We start from the raw sequence: 14,633 nt of genomic DNA on the forward strand, positions 1-14,633 counted from the left end.
CGCCGTTCCACCGACCCGTACCGATCGAGGAGTACCCCATGTCCGCCCGCATCTCCGCGCGCCGCGCCGCCGGCACCGCGCTGGCCGCCGCCCTGCTGACCGGCACCCTGGCCGCCCCGGCGGCCGTCGCCGGCACCACCGCCACCACCACCGCCACCACCGCCACCACCGCCACCGTCACCACGACGGCCGCCACCGTGTTCGCCGACGACTTCGAGTCCGGCACCGTCTCCCGCTGGACCCGCCAGCGCATCGACGGCAACGGCACCATCACCGTCACCGGAGCGCCCGCCGGCGGCTCCGGCCTCGCCGCCCGCTTCAGCGTCCCCAACGACGGCGCGTCCTACCGCTCCGAAGTGGCCGTGAACGCCCTCGGCTGGGGCAGCTACCGCTTCGCCCTCGCCGACTACCTGCCCGCCGACTGGGTGCAGACCTCCACCGAGACCATCGTCGCCCAGTGGCACGGCTACCCGCTCTCCGACGGCAGCGACACCAAGCCGCCGATCGCGCTCACCGTCAAGGACGGCAGCTGGCGCCTCAAGGTGCACTGGCTCACCGGTCCGACGACCGTCGCCGAGGCGGTGATCCCGCTCGGCACCGTCCAGTTCGGGCACTGGAACCAGTGGGCGTTCGACATCACCTGGTCCACCGACAGCACGCCCGGCTCGATCACGGTGTACCGCGACGGTGTGCAGGTCGGCACGCACAGCGGGCTCAACAACTACCACCAGAACCAGGCCCCGTACTTCAAGACCGGGATCTACCGCGCCAACTGGAACCCCGCCAAGGGCATCCCGTACCCGACCGGCGGACCCGACGTCGTGCTCTACAGCGACAGCGTGGTCGTCACCCAGTACTGAGCAGGCCGCCCCGGTCCCGCCGAACCCCCCCAACCACCAAGAGGTAGTAGCACCATGAGCGAAGCGGCCCGTCACCCAGGCCTGCCCCGAAGAGGCTTTCTCGGCCTGAGCGCCGGAGCGGCCCTGCTGGCGGCGGGCTGCCGCTCGGCCACCGACCCGAACGCGGGCGCCGCCCCCGGCAACAGCGCCGTGGCGTCCGCGCCCGACCTGCAGATCGTGTACGGCAGCGCGCCGGACCCGACCCAGCTGCTCCACCGCGGCCCGGACACCCCGGCCTTCGTCAACCTCGTGCTGGACCGGCTGGTCGACCTCGACCCGGCGACCCTCCAGCCGGTGCCGTGGCTCGCCACCTCCTGGGAGTGGAGCGCCGACCGGCTGAAGCTGGTGCTCAAGCTGCGCGAGGACGTCACCTTCCACGACGGCCGCGCGCTGGAGGCCGACGACGTCGTCTTCTCGCTGGTCGGCGCCACCAAGTCCTCCCAGGTCAAGCCGCTGCTGGAACGCCTCGCCGATGTGAAGGCCAGTGCGAGGAACGAGGTCACCCTGACCCTCGCCAAGCCCACCAGCAACCTGTTCGACGCGCTCGCCTTCAACCCGGTCGTCGACGCGCGGACGTACGCCGAGGGCCGGGCGAGCGACACCGTCAACGGCACCGGCCCGTTCTCCTGGCAGGCCTTCAAGGGCGGCAACCAGCTCGACCTCGTCCGCAACGAGCGGTACTGGCAGAGCGGGCGCCCGCGCTTCGAGCGGATCACCGTCCGCTCGGTCACCAGCAGCCAGGCCGCGCTGTCCGCCCTGCAGTCCGGGCAGGGCCACCTGATCGGCGCCGTCCCCGGGCGCGACCTCAAGGTGCTGGCGGGCAACCCCGGCTTCACCGTGCAGTCCGCCAAGGCCTCCTACCAGCAGGCGTTCCTCGGCGTGAACGTCGCCTCCAAGCCCTTCGACGACCTCCGGGTCCGCCAGGCGCTGCAGTACGCGGTGGACCGCGAGCGGATCGTCGCCCAGGTCTACGGCGGCCACGCCGAGGCGAGCAGCCTGCCCTGGCCGTCCAACACCCCCGGCGTCACCCCGGACCAGGTCACCCGCTACAAGCACGACCCGGAGAAGGCGCGCGGGCTGCTGCGCGAGGCCGGCGCGGAGGGCGCCCGGGTGCCGCTCACCGCCGCCAACTCGCCGGTCTTCAGCTCGCTGGTCGAGCTGGTGAAGTACGACCTGGAGCAGGCCGGGTTCGGCGTCGACGTGCAGCTGCTGGACAACGCCGCGATCCAGCCGAAGATCCAGCAGGGCACCCTGGAGGGCCTGTTCGTGGCCAACCACGGCATGGTCAGCGTCTCCCCGCTCAGCGGGATCACCGTCTCCGGGCCGCTGCAGGTCGGCAAGAACACCTCGCACGTGACCGACCCGGCCTACGCCGAGCTCCAGGCGCGCGCCTTCGCGGCCGCCGACGAGCAGGCCCGGGCCGACGTCAACCACGAGCTGTCCGAGTACCTGCTCGCGCAGTCCTTCCACATCACGCTCGCGCACGCCTGGGAGACCTACGCCTTCGCCTCCTCGGTGCGGGACGTGTCCACCAGCGCGCTCGGCTACCTGAAGCTGACCGACACCCGCCGGGACGCCTGAGCCGCCGACCCGCCGACCGCCGTCCCCGGACGACCCCCACCGCCCGGGGACGGTGTCCCGCACTCCCCGCACGCAGCCCCGCCCCGCACGCCGCCCCGCCCACCCCCGGAGAAACCCCGTGCCGTACTGGACCAGAAAGGCCGCCGGAGCCCTGGCCACCCTCTGGCTCGCCTCGATGGCCGTCTTCCTGCTGCTCCACCTGGCCCCCGGCGACCCGGTCTCCGCCGCGCTGGGCGCCGAGGCCGACCAGGAGCAGCGCGACCACCTCAGCCGGCAGCTCGGCGTGGACCGGCCGCTGCCCGCCCAGTACCTCGGCTGGCTGGGCGGCCTGCTCGGCGGCGACCCCGGGCTCTCCTTCCACTACCGCGAACCGGTCACCCGGATGATCGGCCAGAGCCTCGGATCGACCCTCCAACTCGCCCTCGCCGCCGGTCTGCTGATGCTCGTCCTCGGCCTGCTGCTGGGCGCCGCGCTGGCCGCCGAGCGGCGCGGCCGGCTGGCCCGGGCGCTCGACCCGCTCACCACCGCCGTGCTCGCCCTGCCGGTGTACGTCACGGCGGTGCTCTTCGTCTTCGTCTTCGCCGTCCTGCTGCGCGTCCTGCCCGCCGGCGGCGAGAAGGACCTCTTCGCCGCGCCGGACCTCGCCGTGCAGTACCTGGCACTGCCCGCCGTCGCGCTCGCCCTGCCGGGCTCGGTGGTGCTGGCCCGGCTGCTCGCCACCGAGATCCGGCGGACCCGGCAGGAGGAGTTCGTGCTCACCGCGATCGCCAAGGGCGCCGCGCCCCGGCGGATCCTGCTGCGGCACGTGGTCCCCAACAGCCTCGCGCCGTTCTGCGTCGAGTTCGGCCTCAACCTGGGCGAGCTGCTCGGCGGCGCCGTCGTCGCCGAGCAGCTGTTCGCCCGGCACGGCCTCGGCCAGCTGCTGCTCGACGCGATCAACCAGCGGGACTACCCCGTCGCCCAGACCCTGATCATGCTCGCGGTCGCGGTGGCCGTCACCGTGCAGCTCGGCTCCGAGCTGCTGGTCGGCCGGCTCGACCCGCGGATCGCCCGCGCCGGCACCGGGGAGGCCCGATGAGCACCACCGCCACGTCCGCCGCCGGGGGACGCCGCCGGCGGCCCGCCCTGCCCGCCGCGCTGCGCGGGCGGCGCGGCCGGACCGGGGCGGCGCTGGTCGCCCTGGTGGTGCTGCTCGGGCTGCTCGGCCCGCTGCTGCTCCCCGCCGACCCCTACCAGCAGGGCCGGGAGGCGCTGGCCGGACCGTCCTGGTCGCACCCGCTGGGCACCGACGAGGTCGGCCGCGACCTGCTGGCCCGCGCGCTGTACGGGGTCCGGATCGAGCTGCTGGTCTGCCTGCTGGCGGTCCCCGCCGCCGCCGTGCTCGGCACCCTGCTCGGGCTGCTCGGCGGGCTGAACCGGCTGCTCGGCGAGGCCGTCCAGCGCCTGTTCGACCTGCTGCTCGGCTTCCACGGGCTGCTGCTGGGCCTGGCCATCGCGCTGATCGTCCGCCCCGGCCTCGGCAGCGTCGTGGTCACCGTGGTGCTCAGCGCGCTGCCCGCCTTCGGCCGCCAGGCCCGCGCCGCCCTGCTCGCCCAGCTCGCCCGCGACCACGTGGTGGCCGCCCGGGTGCTCGGCGTGCCGCGTGCCCGCACCCTGCGCCGCTACGTGCTGCCCAACGTCACCGACGCCGCCACCGCGCTGCTGGCCGTGGCGATGGCGCACGCCGCCAAGATCGAGGGCGGTCTGAGCGTGCTCGGCTTCGGCATCCAGCCGCCCACCCCCTCGCTCGGCACGATGATCAACACCGGCAGCAAGTACCTCTTCCTGCACCCGGGGTACGCCCTCGCGCCGGTGCTGCTGCTGGGCCTGCTGGTCTTCGGACTGACCCTGCTCGCCGACTCGTTCAACCGGGAGAAGCTGCGGTGACCGCGCCGACGACGAACGCCCCGACGGCCCCGACGACCGCCCCACCGCTGCTGGAGGTGGCCGGGCTGCACGTCACCGCCGGGACCCACCAGGTCGTCCACGGCGTGGACTTCACGATCAGCCCCGGCGAGATCCTCGGCCTGGTCGGCGAGTCCGGCTCCGGCAAGACCCTCACCGCGCTGGCCGCCAACCGGATGCTCCCGCCCGGCTGCCGGACCACCGCCGGCACCGTCCGCCTGGACGGCACCGACCTGCTCGCCCTCCCCGAGCCCGCCGTGCGCGCCGTGCGGGGCCGGCGGATCGGCATGGTCTTCCAGGACCCGCTCGCCTACCTCAACCCCCGGATGCCGATCGGCCGCCAACTCGCCGAGGCCGCTCTGGTGCACGGCGCGAGCCGGGCCGAGGCCCGCGCCCGCGCGCTGGAACTCCTCGACCTGGTCGGCATCCCCGAGCCGGCCCGCCGCCACCGCGACCGCCCGCACGAGTTCTCCGGCGGCATGCGCCAGCGGGTGCTGATCGCCATGGCGATGGCCAACCGGCCCGACCTGCTGATCGCCGACGAACCCACCACCGCCCTCGACCCCACCACCCAGGCCGACATCCTGGACCTGCTCGTCCGGCTCCGCGACGAGACCGGCACCGCCGTCCTGCTGATCACCCACGACCTCGGCGTGGTCGCCCGCACCTGCGACACCGTCCAGGTCATGTACGCCGGGCGGATCGCCGAACGCGCCCCGGTGAAGCCGCTGTCGGCCGCGCCCCGGCACCGCTACACGGCCGGACTGCTCGCCGCCGTGCCCCGGCTGGACGGGCCGCGCGGGCTGCCGCTCGCCGTGATCGGCGGCCGACCGCCCGCCGCCGGGGAGCCGCTGCCGGGCTGCGCGTTCGCCCCGCGCTGCGCCGCCGCGGTGGAGCGGTGCGCGCAGGAGGCGCCCGGGTGGGTGACCGAGCCGGCGCCGGGCGGGGAGCGCGGGTACGCCTGCCATGTGCCGGTGGCGCCGGGGGAGGCCGCCCCGGCCGCTCCCGAGCGGCCCGCGGCGCCCGATGAGGCCGCGGAGGCCGCCGAGCCGGTGCTGGTCGCCGAGAACCTCACCGTCCGCTACGGCCGCCGGGGCGCGCCCGCGCTCGACGGCGTCGGACTGACCGCCGCGCCCGGCCGGGCCGTCGGGGTGATCGGCGAGTCCGGGTCCGGCAAGTCGACGCTGGCCCGCGCCCTGCTCGGGCTGCTGCGCCCGCGGTCCGGCAGCGTCCGGGTCGGCGGCCGGTCCTGGGACGGGGCCGGCGCGGCCGAGGAGCGCGCGCTGCGCCGCCGGGTCCAGTTCGTCTTCCAGGACCCGTACGCCTCGCTCAGCCCGCGGATGACCGTCCGCGAGGCGCTCGCCGAGCCGCTGCTCGCGCACGGGCTGCCGCTCGGGCGCATCGAGGAGCTGATCGAACTCGTCGGGCTCCCGGCCGGGTTGCTGGACGCGCTGCCGCACCGGCTGTCCGGCGGACAGCGCCAGCGGGTGGCGATCGCCCGGGCGCTCGCCGTCGGTCCCGAGGTGCTGGTGGCGGACGAGCCGACCTCCGCGCTGGACGTCTCCGTGCAGGCGCAGATCCTCAACCTGCTGATCGACCTGCGCCGCCGCACCGGCATCGGCCTGGTGTTCATCTCCCACGACCTCGCGCTGGTCCGCCACCTCTGTGACGAGGTGCTGGTGATGCGGCACGGCCGGGTGGTCGAACAGGCCCCCGCCGAGCGGCTGTTCACCGCGCCCGAGCACCCGTACACCCGGCAGCTGCTCGCCGCCGCCGGGCAGCACTGAAACCCGTCCACGTCCCCGTCCGAGGAGCACCATGACGCCGCCGTCCGCCCGACCGTCCCGCCGCCAACTCCTGCGCGGCGCCGGTTCCGTGACCGCCCTGACCGCGCTGGCCGCGGTCGGCGCGGCGCCCGCCTCGGCCGCGCCCGGCCGCCCGTCCGGCACCCCCCTGGTGACCGGACTCGGCCCGGGGAACGCCGACTTCCCGCTGATGAGCGCCACCCTGATCGGCGAGACGCTGTGGATCGGCTCGCGGAACCTGGCCCCCGCCAAGGTGGTCGGCTACCACGTGCCGACCGGCCGGGTCACCCGCACCGCCACCCTGCCGACCGGCAACTTCGTGCAGGGCTCGGCCGCCCACGACGGCGTCCTGTACCTCGGGGTGACGGACGCGCCGAAGGCCGTCAACCTCTACCGCTTCGACCCGGCCGACGGCAGCGTGCGCGGCCTGGTGAACGTGCCCGGCGCCGACGTCCGGGACGTCGCGGTCGCCCCCGACGGCACGGTGTTCGCGACCGGCCGCCAGAAGGGCCGGGCGGCCGGCCCCGGCCTGTACGCCTACGACCCGGCGACCGGCGCGCTCACCGAGGTCGCCTCGCCCGCGCCGAACGCCACCCAGGGCCGGGCCGTCGAGGCCACCGCGACCCACGCCTACCTGGGCGTCGGCAGCAACCTGGCGGGCGGCGGCGGGGCCACCCTCGCCTCGCTGTTCGCGGTCGAGCGGGCCACCGGCCGGGTCACCGACATCACCCCGCCCGAGCTCGCCGCCGACACCATCGTGCGCCAGATCACCGCCCTCGGCGACGACCTGCTCGCCGTCTCCACCGAGGGCAGGCCGGCCCACGTCGCCCTCCTGGACCCGGCCACCCACACCGTGCTGCGGTCCTTCGCGGTGCCCGGCACCAAGAGCGTCACCAACTTCCAACGCCTCGGCGACACCGTCTGGTTCACCTCCACCGAGCACGGCACGGTCTGGCGCCACCGGCTCGGCACCGACAGCGTGGAGGCCTTCGCGGTGCCCGTCCCGGACGGCAACTCCTGGGGCCTGGGCCGGATCGGCGACACCCTGGCCGGCGTCACCGAGGGCGGTACCGCCTGGACCCTCGCCACCACCACGGGCGCCGTCACCACCACCGACCTGGTGAGCGCCGGCGCGCCCGCCGAGGCCCAGCTCGGCATGTCGGTGGCGGCCCGCTACGGCCGGGTGTACGTCGGCGGCAACGGCTCGGTCGCGCTGCACGACCTCAACGCCGGGACGGTGCGCAAGCTCCCCGTCCCCGGCGAGGCCAAGGACACCGTGGTCCTCGACGACGGCACCCTCTACCTGGGCGTCTACTCCTCGCAGGGGATCTGGCGGTACCGGCCGTGGGCCGACGAACTGCCGGTCCAGGAGGCGAAGCTGCCGCAGGAGCAGAACCGGCCGCAGGCCGTGCGCTGGGACGAGGAGAACCGCCTGCTGCTGCTCGGCGTGCAGGCCGACACCACCGGCGGCGGCTCGTTCGTCACCTACCGGCCCGGCAGCGGGCAGCCCACCGTGCACGTCGACCCGCTCGGCCCGGAGCAGCTGGTGCGCGCGGTGGCAGCCGGGCGCGGGCAGGCGTTCCTCGGCGGCGACAACGCCAAGGCCACCGGCCCGCGCGGCGACCTCGCGGCCTGGGACCCGGTCGCCGGGCGCGAACTGTGGCGCACCGCCACCGACTTCGGCTCGGGCGTCAGCAGCCTGGCGGTGCACGGGCACCGGCTGTTCGGCATCACGGTGAACGGGCAGGCCTTCGCCGCCGACCTGCGCACCGCCCGGCCGGGGCGCCCGCCGATGATCGAGGCCAGGGCCGACCTGCGCGCGATCACCTCCGCCAACCCGCGCCTGCTGGTGGCCCGCGGGCGGGTGTACGGGATCAGCGAGAAGACGCTGTTCCGGCTGGACCCCGCGACGCTGGCGGCCACCGTCCTCGTCCAGGTCGACGCCGAGTGGTACAGCGGCGCCCGCCTCGCGGTCGACGACGCCGGCGTGCTGTACACCCTGCGCGGCCGTGAGCTGATCGCGGTCCGGGACCGCTGACGCGGTCGCCCGCCGGGACCCACTAGGCTTGCGCCATGGGGGAGTCGAGGGGACGGTCGGGTGCGAAGCGGTCTCGCTGGGCACGCCGTGGGATCGGTGTCTTCGTGGCGACGTTCATCTGCGTGATGCTCGTCCTGCTGGGGACCGCGGCCGTCGGTCGGGGAGACCGGATCGACCCCAACACGTCCGGCTCGCCCCCGGGCGGGGGGACCCAGACCTCGGAGCCGGCCGGATTCGACTTCGGTTCGGCGGCGACGATCAGCGCGGTTGCCGCCCTGGTGACCTCGGTCGGCGTCAGCGCGTCCAAGATCATCGGTGCTGTCGCCGAACTGACCCGCAGCCGGGCCGACCTCGCCCGGGCCCGCCGGGAGGAGCGGGCCGGCGCACCCGCCGCGGCCCCGGCGGCCGGCCCCGCCGTCGGGCCGGAGCCCGCACCGGGGGAGGACGGCTGACGGACGAGGGTGCCGGCGGCATCCTCCGGAACGGCGGCCGAGGGATCCGCGCATGGACGACCGCCTCCGCGCGGCGGAGAAGCGCGCCGCGCTCCGCCGGCGCCTTGCCGAGCAGCGCGCCGCTGCGGCCGGTCGGCCTCGCGGGCGTCGACGACGCGGTGGTGGCGGCGGTGTGTCCGGCGGTCCCGACCGGGTGGTGCGGCTCGCCGAGGTTGCCGGGCTCGTCGATCCCGGCGCCGGGGAGGTGGTCGTGGTCCTCCAGGAGGCGGACCACGTGTTCGCCGCCGCGATGACGGCGGGGGAGTTCCGGGCCTCGGCGGGCGCCGTCCTGACCGCCGAGGGCGGGGTGCACGCGATCCTGGCTCCGGGGGCGGCGCCGGTCCTCGCCGAGCACGACCGCGACCACGCGCCCGACGGCCGCTCGGCCGGCTGGGTCGCGCTCCGGCACGCCTGACCGGGCGTCCGAACCGCCGCGCCCGCCGCGCCCGCCGCCCAGCCGTCAGCCGGCCGCCGGCGTGAGCGCGTCGAAGGCGGCCGCGCCCTGCGCGGTGAGCAGTGCCAGCACCGCCGCCCGCACATGGCGGGCCATGTCGACGGACCGGTCGAAGAGCCACTGCGCCTGGAGCCCGTCCATCAGCGCCGTGAGCCGCACGGCGGCCTCGTCCGGGTCCACGTCCGCGTGCAGGTACCCGTCCCCGCCGACCCCGCGCAGGGCGTCCGCCGTGCCGCCGCGGATGCGCGCGTAGCGGTCGGCGAAGTAGGCGTGCGCGGGGTGCTCCGGGTCGGAGGCCTCGCCGGAGAGCCGGACGAACAGTTCGATGAGCCCGGGGACCAGCTCGTTGTGCCCTGCCAGGTCCACCATTCCGCGCAGCACGCCGAGGCCGCCGCCGAGCCGGGTGTAGGGGCGGAAGCGCTCCCGGTCGAGGCGGTCGCGGTCCTCCAGGACGGCCTGGAGCAGCGCGTCCTTGTCGGGGAAGTAGCGCAGCAGACCGGCCCGGGAGATGTCGCACGCGGCGGCGAGGTCGAGGATCGTCACCGCTCGGAACCCGCGCTGCGCGAAGTGCTCGGCGGCGGTCTGGATGATCGCGGCGCGGCGGGCGCGGCCCTTGGCGTAGCCGCCGGAGACCGCCGTTCCGGCTCCTGAGGTGGTCATGGGGGAACGGTAGCAGGGTTGCTTGACAGAAAGCTACACCTGTGTAGCAATTGGGCCCACGCCACGCCGTCGTGGCTGGTCCCCAAGGAGCTCCCCCATGCTCGACTCCCCCTCGCTGCCCGCGGAGGCCCCCGCTCCGCAGGCACCCCCAGGCTTCGTGCGAAGACTGGCCCTCGGTCAGTTCGGCCTGTACCTCGCGGTGCTCGCCCCCGTGATGGGCGGCCTGTCGGTCAAGATCCAGCACCTGGTCGGCCTGGACGCCGCCCCGGCCCAGCTCGGGCTGGTGGCGGGGACGGGCGCGGTGTTCGCGATGGTCGCCCAGCCGCTCGCCGGGCGGCTGTCGGACCGCTGCACCTCCCGCTTCGGGATGCGCCGCCCCTTCCTCGTCGGCGGAGTGGCCGTCATGGCCGCGGCCCTGGCGGCCTGCGCCGCGGCCCCGAGCGTCCCGGTCCTGTTGATCGCCTGGTGCGTCGCCCAGGGCGCCGGCAACTTCGCCTTCGCCGCCGCCGGCGCGACCGTCGCCGACCACGTGCCGGAGGCCAGGCGCGGCAGCGTGTCCGGCATCGTCGGGGCGGTCACGCCGGTCGGCATCCTCGTCGGCTCGATCCTGCTCTCCGTGCTGCCCAACGACTTCCTGCGGTTCGCCGTGCCGGCCGCCGTCGCCGTCGTGCTCGGCCTCTGGTTCGCCGCCCGCCTGCCCGACCGGGTGCGCACCGAGCCGCCGACCGAGCCGCTGAACCCGCGCAGTCTGCTGCTCTCCTTCGTCTTCGACCCGCGCAAGCACCCCGACTTCGGCTGGGTCTGGCTGAGCAAGTTCCTCATCATGCTCGGCTACGGCGCCCTGGCCGGCTATCTGACCCTGTTCCTCGCGGCGGAGTTCGGTATGGAGGACACCGACGAGCAGCTGCGCTTCAACGCCCTGGCCAACGGCCTGAGCGTGGCCGCGCTGGTCGTCGCCAGTGTCGTCGGCGGCGTGCTGTCCGACCGCCTCGGCCGCCGCAAGCCGTTCGTGACGGCCGCCGGTCTGATCATGGCGGCGGTCCTCGCCGTGGTGACGATCACCCCGTACCTGGGCGACGCCGGTCTGGGGACCCTGCTGGTCCTCGAAGCCCTCCTCGGCATCGGCGCCGGCCTGTTCTTCGCCGTCGACAACGCGCTCGCCATCAGCCTGCTGCCCAGCCAGGACGACACGGCCAAGGACCTGGGGGTGCTCAACATCGCCAACGCCCTGCCGAGCTCGCTCTCGCCGTTCCTGGCCGGCGTGGTCGTCATCCCCGTCGGCAACGCCCTGCTCGGCGGGGCCGGCTACTCCCTCTGGTTCGGCCTCGCCGCCGTGTTCTGCCTGGTCGGAGCGCTGCTGGTGACCAGGATCAGAAGCGCGGCCTGACCGCACCCGCCCCCGACCCCCCCGAATCCCCTGCACCACCGAGAAAGGCCCCCGTCATGAGCACCGACGCCCGCTTCCCCTACCAGGACCCGACGCTGACCGTCGACCAGCGCGTCGAGGACCTGCTGAGCCGCCTGCCGCTGGAGGACAAGGCCGGCCTGATGTTCCACCCGCTGGGGACCATCGGCGACCTGGACGATCCCGGCCACTTCGGCATGCCGTCCATGGCCACCTTCCTGGAGCGGCGCATCAGCCACTACAACATCCTCTGGGCGACCGACGCGCGCTCCCTCGCCGCTTGGCACAACGCCCTCCAGCGAGTCGCCCTCGACCGGCCGCTGGGCATCCCGGTGACCATCTCCAGCGACCCGCGCCACTCCTTCACCGACAACCCGGCCACCGCGCTGCTGGCCGGCCCGTTCTCGCAGTGGCCCGAACCGCTCGGCTTCGCCGCCGTCGGCTCGCCCGAGCTGGTGCGCCGCTGGGCGGACACGGTGCGCCGCGAGTACCTGGCCGTCGGCATCCGGGTCGCGCTGCACCCGCAGATCGACCTCGCCACCGAGCCGCGCTGGGCGCGCATCAGCACCACCTTCGGCGAGGACGCCGACCTCACCTCCGAGCTGGCCGTCGCCTACGTGCGCGGACTCCAGGGCGAGGAGGTCGGGGCGGAGTCGGTCTCGGCGATGGCCAAGCACTTCCCGGGCGGCGGCCCGCAGCTGAACGGTGAGGACCCGCACTTCCCGTACGGCCGCGAGCAGGTCTACCCGGGCGACAACTTCGACTACCACCTCAAGCCGTTCGAGGCCGTCATCGAGGCCGGCGTCGCCCAGATGATGCCCTACTACGGCATGCCGGTCGGCACCGAGCACGAGGAGGTCGGCTTCGGTTTCAACAAGGGGATCATCACCGGCCTGCTGCGCGAGCGGCTCGGCTACGACGGCATCGTCTGCACCGACTGGGCCATCCTCGCCGACAAGTTCTGGGGCGTGGAGGAACTGACCTACGAGGAGCGCATGCTCAAGTCGCTGGACGCCGGGGTGGACCAGTTCGGCGGCGAGTTCCGCTCGCAGGTGCTGGTGGACCTGGTCAGGGCCGGGAAGGCGACCGAGGAGCGGATCGACGCCTCGGCGCGCCGGCTGCTGCGCGAGAAGTTCCGGCTCGGCCTGTTCGACCGGCCGTACGTGGACGAGGCCGCCGCCGAGGTGCTCGTGGGCGCCGCCGAGGCACGCGCCGAGGGCCTGGCGGCGCAGGCGGCCGCGACCGTCCTGCTGGCCAACGCCGCCGGGGGACCGGCTCGGCTGCCGCTCGCCCCGGTCAGCCCGAAGGTCTACGCGGAGGGCCTGTCCGCCGAGGTGCTGGGCGACCGCGCGACGCTCGTCGCGACGCCGGAGGAGGCGGACGTCGCGGTGCTGCGGCTGTCGGCGCCGTTCGAGAAGCGCGGGGAGGAGGGGACCCTGGAGTCCTTCTTCCACGCGGGCTCGCTGGACTTCCCCGCGGAGGAGATCGAGCGCGTGCGGCGGATCTGCGCCACCGTGCCGACCGTGGTCGACGTGTACCTGGACCGCCCGGCGATCCTGACCCCGATCGCGGGCCACGCCGCCGCGCTGACGGTCAACTTCGGCGCGGAGGAGCGCGCCTTCGTGAAGGTGCTGTTCGGCGAGGAGCCGCCGCAGGGCTCGCTGCCGTTCGACCTGCCGTCCTCGACGGCGGCCGTCGAGGCGAGCCGGCCGGACGTGCCGTTCGACACCGCCGACCCGCTGTTCCGCTTCGGGTACGGCCTGCGCTACGAGGGCTGATCCCGGTCGCCGTACGGCCCGCCGCCCGCCCGGTGGCGGGCCGCTACGCCGGGCCGAGCGCCCAGCCGACCAGCGAGAGGGTGGCCATCGACACCAGCGTCGAGGCGAGCACCGCGTCCCGGGCGAAGGCGGCCCCGTGGCCGTACTCGCGCGCGTAGGTGAACGCGTTCTGCGCGGTCGGCAGGGCGGAGAACAGCACCACGGTGAGCAGCTGGTGCGGCGGCAGGCCGAGCACCAGCGCGCCGACCGCCCAGGCCGTCAGCGGCTGGACGACGGTCTTCAGCGCGACCGCCGTCCCGACCTCCAGGTAGCGGGAGGCGCCGGTGACGGCGGGCGGGTGGCGGAGCGAGAGGCCGAGGGCCACCAGGGCGGTCGGCACGGCCGCGCCGCCCAGCAGTTCGCAGGAACGATTCAGCTCGGCGGGCGGCCGCCACCCGGTCGCCGACAGCACGGCGCCGAGCCCCACCGCCAGCAGGATCGGGTTGCGCAGCGGCAGCGTGAGCGCGGCCCGCAGACCGGCCCGCCCGGAGTCCAGCACGGTCAGCACCGCCGGGGTCACCACCAGGATCTGGAACAGCACCACCGGGCCGACGAAGGAGGCGTCGCCGAGCACCTGGGTGGCCACCGGTATGCCCAGGTTGGCCGAGTTGACGTACCCGGCCGCCATCCCGCCGAGCGCCCGCTCCGGCACCCCGCGCCCGAACAGCCGGTACGCGGCGAGCAGCCCGAGTCCGCCCGCCACCACCGTGCCCGCGACGAACGCCGCCATCGACGGATTGGCGAACCGGTCCAGCGGGGTGCGGGCGATCATCAGGAACAGCGCGGCGGGCATCGCCGCGTGGAAGACGAACCGGTTCAGCACCTGCTCGGCCGGCTCGCCGAGCAGGCCGCCCCGGCCGAGGAGGTAGCCGACGCCGGTCAGCGCCCAGATCGGGGCGAAACCGGACAGCAGCGGGTGCAGGCTGGGCATGGCTCCCTCGGTGCGGTCGCCGGCGGGGCCGGGATGGACCGGGACCGGCCGGGACCGGCCGGGCGTCGGCAGTCAATCAGGCGCCCGGACGGCCCCGGCGGGCAGGCCCCCGCGCGGCCCGGCCGAACCGGTGCGTACCATGGCGGGGTGGATCACCTGAGCCTGACCGAGGTCGAGCGGATCGCCCGGAACGCGCACGCGGGGCAGACCGACAAGAACGGCCACCCCTACACCGAGCACCTGGCGGCGGTCGCCCGCGGCGTCGCCGCGCGCGGCGGCAGCGACGAGCAGATCGCGGCCGGCTGGCTGCACGACGCCGTCGAGGACGACGCGCTGACCCGTGAGTGGCTGGCCGGCGCCGCACTCAGCGCCACCACCAAGGCCATCGTGGACGCGCTCACCAAGCGGCCCGGCGAGCCGCTGGAGGAGTACACCGCGCGGATCCTGGCCACCCCCGGCGCGCTCGTCGTCAAGCAGGCCGACCTCGCGCACAACTCCGACCCGGCCCGGCTGGCGAGACTGGACCGGGCCACCGCCGAACGCCTGGCCGCCAAGTACCGCCGCACCCGCGAACTGCTCGGCCTGGACCCCGAATCGGACTGACGGAC

General features: G+C 75.0%; 13 protein-coding genes. 11 read left to right on the forward strand and 2 right to left on the reverse strand.

The window, feature by feature from the left end; all coding sequences use genetic code 11:
* Nucleotides 1-38: 38 nt before the first annotated feature.
* The 8 genes from ACFC0B_RS26270 (at nucleotide 39) to ACFC0B_RS26305 (ending at nucleotide 9,173) form a co-directional block, all read left to right on the forward strand.
* Nucleotides 39-860: a polysaccharide lyase gene (locus ACFC0B_RS26270; protein WP_376090510.1), complete on the forward strand. Its 822-nt coding sequence runs from the start codon at nucleotides 39-41 to the stop codon at nucleotides 858-860.
* A 54-nt stretch (nucleotides 861-914) separates the two neighbouring features.
* A complete protein-coding gene (locus ACFC0B_RS26275; RefSeq protein ID WP_376090513.1) occupies nucleotides 915-2,480 on the forward strand; it encodes an ABC transporter substrate-binding protein in 1,566 nt (521 codons plus the stop codon).
* A 118-nt stretch (nucleotides 2,481-2,598) separates the two neighbouring features.
* The gene (locus ACFC0B_RS26280) at nucleotides 2,599-3,558 is read left to right on the forward strand and encodes an ABC transporter permease (RefSeq protein WP_376090517.1); all 960 of its coding nucleotides are present in this window, start codon (nucleotides 2,599-2,601) and stop codon (nucleotides 3,556-3,558) included.
* Nucleotides 3,555-4,406 carry an ABC transporter permease gene (locus tag ACFC0B_RS26285; RefSeq protein WP_376090520.1) on the forward strand — a complete coding sequence of 284 codons (852 nt, stop codon included), beginning with the start codon at nucleotides 3,555-3,557 and terminating at the stop codon, nucleotides 4,404-4,406. The genes ACFC0B_RS26280 and ACFC0B_RS26285 overlap by 4 nt, the downstream gene beginning before the upstream one ends.
* Entirely contained in the window at nucleotides 4,403-6,211 is a 1,809-nt protein-coding gene (locus tag ACFC0B_RS26290; RefSeq protein ID WP_376090523.1) for a dipeptide ABC transporter ATP-binding protein, read from the forward strand. Before ACFC0B_RS26285 ends, ACFC0B_RS26290 begins: the two co-directional genes overlap by 4 nt.
* Nucleotides 6,212-6,242: 31 nt before the next feature.
* Entirely contained in the window at nucleotides 6,243-8,267 is a 2,025-nt protein-coding gene (locus tag ACFC0B_RS26295) for a PQQ-binding-like beta-propeller repeat protein (protein WP_376090526.1), read from the forward strand.
* A 104-nt stretch (nucleotides 8,268-8,371) separates the two neighbouring features.
* Entirely contained in the window at nucleotides 8,372-8,719 is a 348-nt protein-coding gene (locus ACFC0B_RS26300) for a hypothetical protein (protein ID WP_376090529.1), read from the forward strand.
* 52 nt (nucleotides 8,720-8,771) lie between these two features.
* Nucleotides 8,772-9,173 carry a hypothetical protein gene (locus ACFC0B_RS26305; protein WP_376090532.1) on the forward strand — a complete coding sequence of 134 codons (402 nt, stop codon included), beginning with the start codon at nucleotides 8,772-8,774 and terminating at the stop codon, nucleotides 9,171-9,173.
* 45 nt (nucleotides 9,174-9,218) lie between these two features.
* Here ACFC0B_RS26305 and ACFC0B_RS26310 read toward each other — a convergent pair whose 3' ends face one another.
* Entirely contained in the window at nucleotides 9,219-9,872 is a 654-nt protein-coding gene (locus ACFC0B_RS26310; protein WP_376090535.1) for a TetR/AcrR family transcriptional regulator, read from the reverse strand.
* A gap of 97 nt (nucleotides 9,873-9,969) precedes the next feature.
* Between ACFC0B_RS26310 and ACFC0B_RS26315 the strand changes: the two genes are divergently transcribed.
* Both ACFC0B_RS26315 and ACFC0B_RS26320 read left to right on the forward strand, forming a co-directional pair.
* The gene (locus tag ACFC0B_RS26315; RefSeq protein ID WP_376090537.1) at nucleotides 9,970-11,259 is read left to right on the forward strand and encodes an MFS transporter; all 1,290 of its coding nucleotides are present in this window, start codon (nucleotides 9,970-9,972) and stop codon (nucleotides 11,257-11,259) included.
* Between the two features lie 56 nt (nucleotides 11,260-11,315).
* Nucleotides 11,316-13,055, forward strand: a complete 1,740-nt coding sequence (locus tag ACFC0B_RS26320; RefSeq protein ID WP_376090540.1) for a glycoside hydrolase family 3 protein — start codon at nucleotides 11,316-11,318, stop codon at nucleotides 13,053-13,055.
* A 43-nt stretch (nucleotides 13,056-13,098) separates the two neighbouring features.
* Here ACFC0B_RS26320 and ACFC0B_RS26325 read toward each other — a convergent pair whose 3' ends face one another.
* Nucleotides 13,099-14,025: an AEC family transporter gene (locus tag ACFC0B_RS26325; RefSeq protein ID WP_376090543.1), complete on the reverse strand. Its 927-nt coding sequence runs from the start codon at nucleotides 14,023-14,025 to the stop codon at nucleotides 13,099-13,101.
* 147 nt (nucleotides 14,026-14,172) lie between these two features.
* Here ACFC0B_RS26325 and ACFC0B_RS26330 point away from each other — a divergent pair, with 147 nt between their 5' ends.
* Nucleotides 14,173-14,628 carry an HD domain-containing protein gene (locus ACFC0B_RS26330; RefSeq protein ID WP_376090546.1) on the forward strand — a complete coding sequence of 152 codons (456 nt, stop codon included), beginning with the start codon at nucleotides 14,173-14,175 and terminating at the stop codon, nucleotides 14,626-14,628.
* Nucleotides 14,629-14,633: the final 5 nt, after the last annotated feature.

The organism is Kitasatospora sp. NPDC056184 (assembly GCF_042268405.1).
In the GTDB taxonomy this organism is placed as follows: domain Bacteria; phylum Actinomycetota; class Actinomycetes; order Streptomycetales; family Streptomycetaceae; genus Kitasatospora.

What these genes read in the sequence shown, in the direction of transcription:
- ACFC0B_RS26275 (WP_376090513.1), top strand. Translation starts at nt 915, where the DNA reads ATGAGCGAAGCGGCCCGTCACCCAGGCCTGCCCCGAAGAGGCTTTCTC.
- ACFC0B_RS26325 (WP_376090543.1), bottom strand. Translation starts at nt 14,025, where the DNA reads ATGCCCAGCCTGCACCCGCTGCTGTCCGGTTTCGCCCCGATCTGGGCG.
- ACFC0B_RS26295 (WP_376090526.1), top strand. Translation starts at nt 6,243, where the DNA reads ATGACGCCGCCGTCCGCCCGACCGTCCCGCCGCCAACTCCTGCGCGGC.
- ACFC0B_RS26270 (WP_376090510.1), top strand. Translation starts at nt 39, where the DNA reads ATGTCCGCCCGCATCTCCGCGCGCCGCGCCGCCGGCACCGCGCTGGCC.
- ACFC0B_RS26305 (WP_376090532.1), top strand. Translation starts at nt 8,772, where the DNA reads ATGGACGACCGCCTCCGCGCGGCGGAGAAGCGCGCCGCGCTCCGCCGG.
- ACFC0B_RS26320 (WP_376090540.1), top strand. Translation starts at nt 11,316, where the DNA reads ATGAGCACCGACGCCCGCTTCCCCTACCAGGACCCGACGCTGACCGTC.
- ACFC0B_RS26310 (WP_376090535.1), bottom strand. Translation starts at nt 9,872, where the DNA reads ATGACCACCTCAGGAGCCGGAACGGCGGTCTCCGGCGGCTACGCCAAG.
- ACFC0B_RS26315 (WP_376090537.1), top strand. Translation starts at nt 9,970, where the DNA reads ATGCTCGACTCCCCCTCGCTGCCCGCGGAGGCCCCCGCTCCGCAGGCA.
- ACFC0B_RS26285 (WP_376090520.1), top strand. Translation starts at nt 3,555, where the DNA reads ATGAGCACCACCGCCACGTCCGCCGCCGGGGGACGCCGCCGGCGGCCC.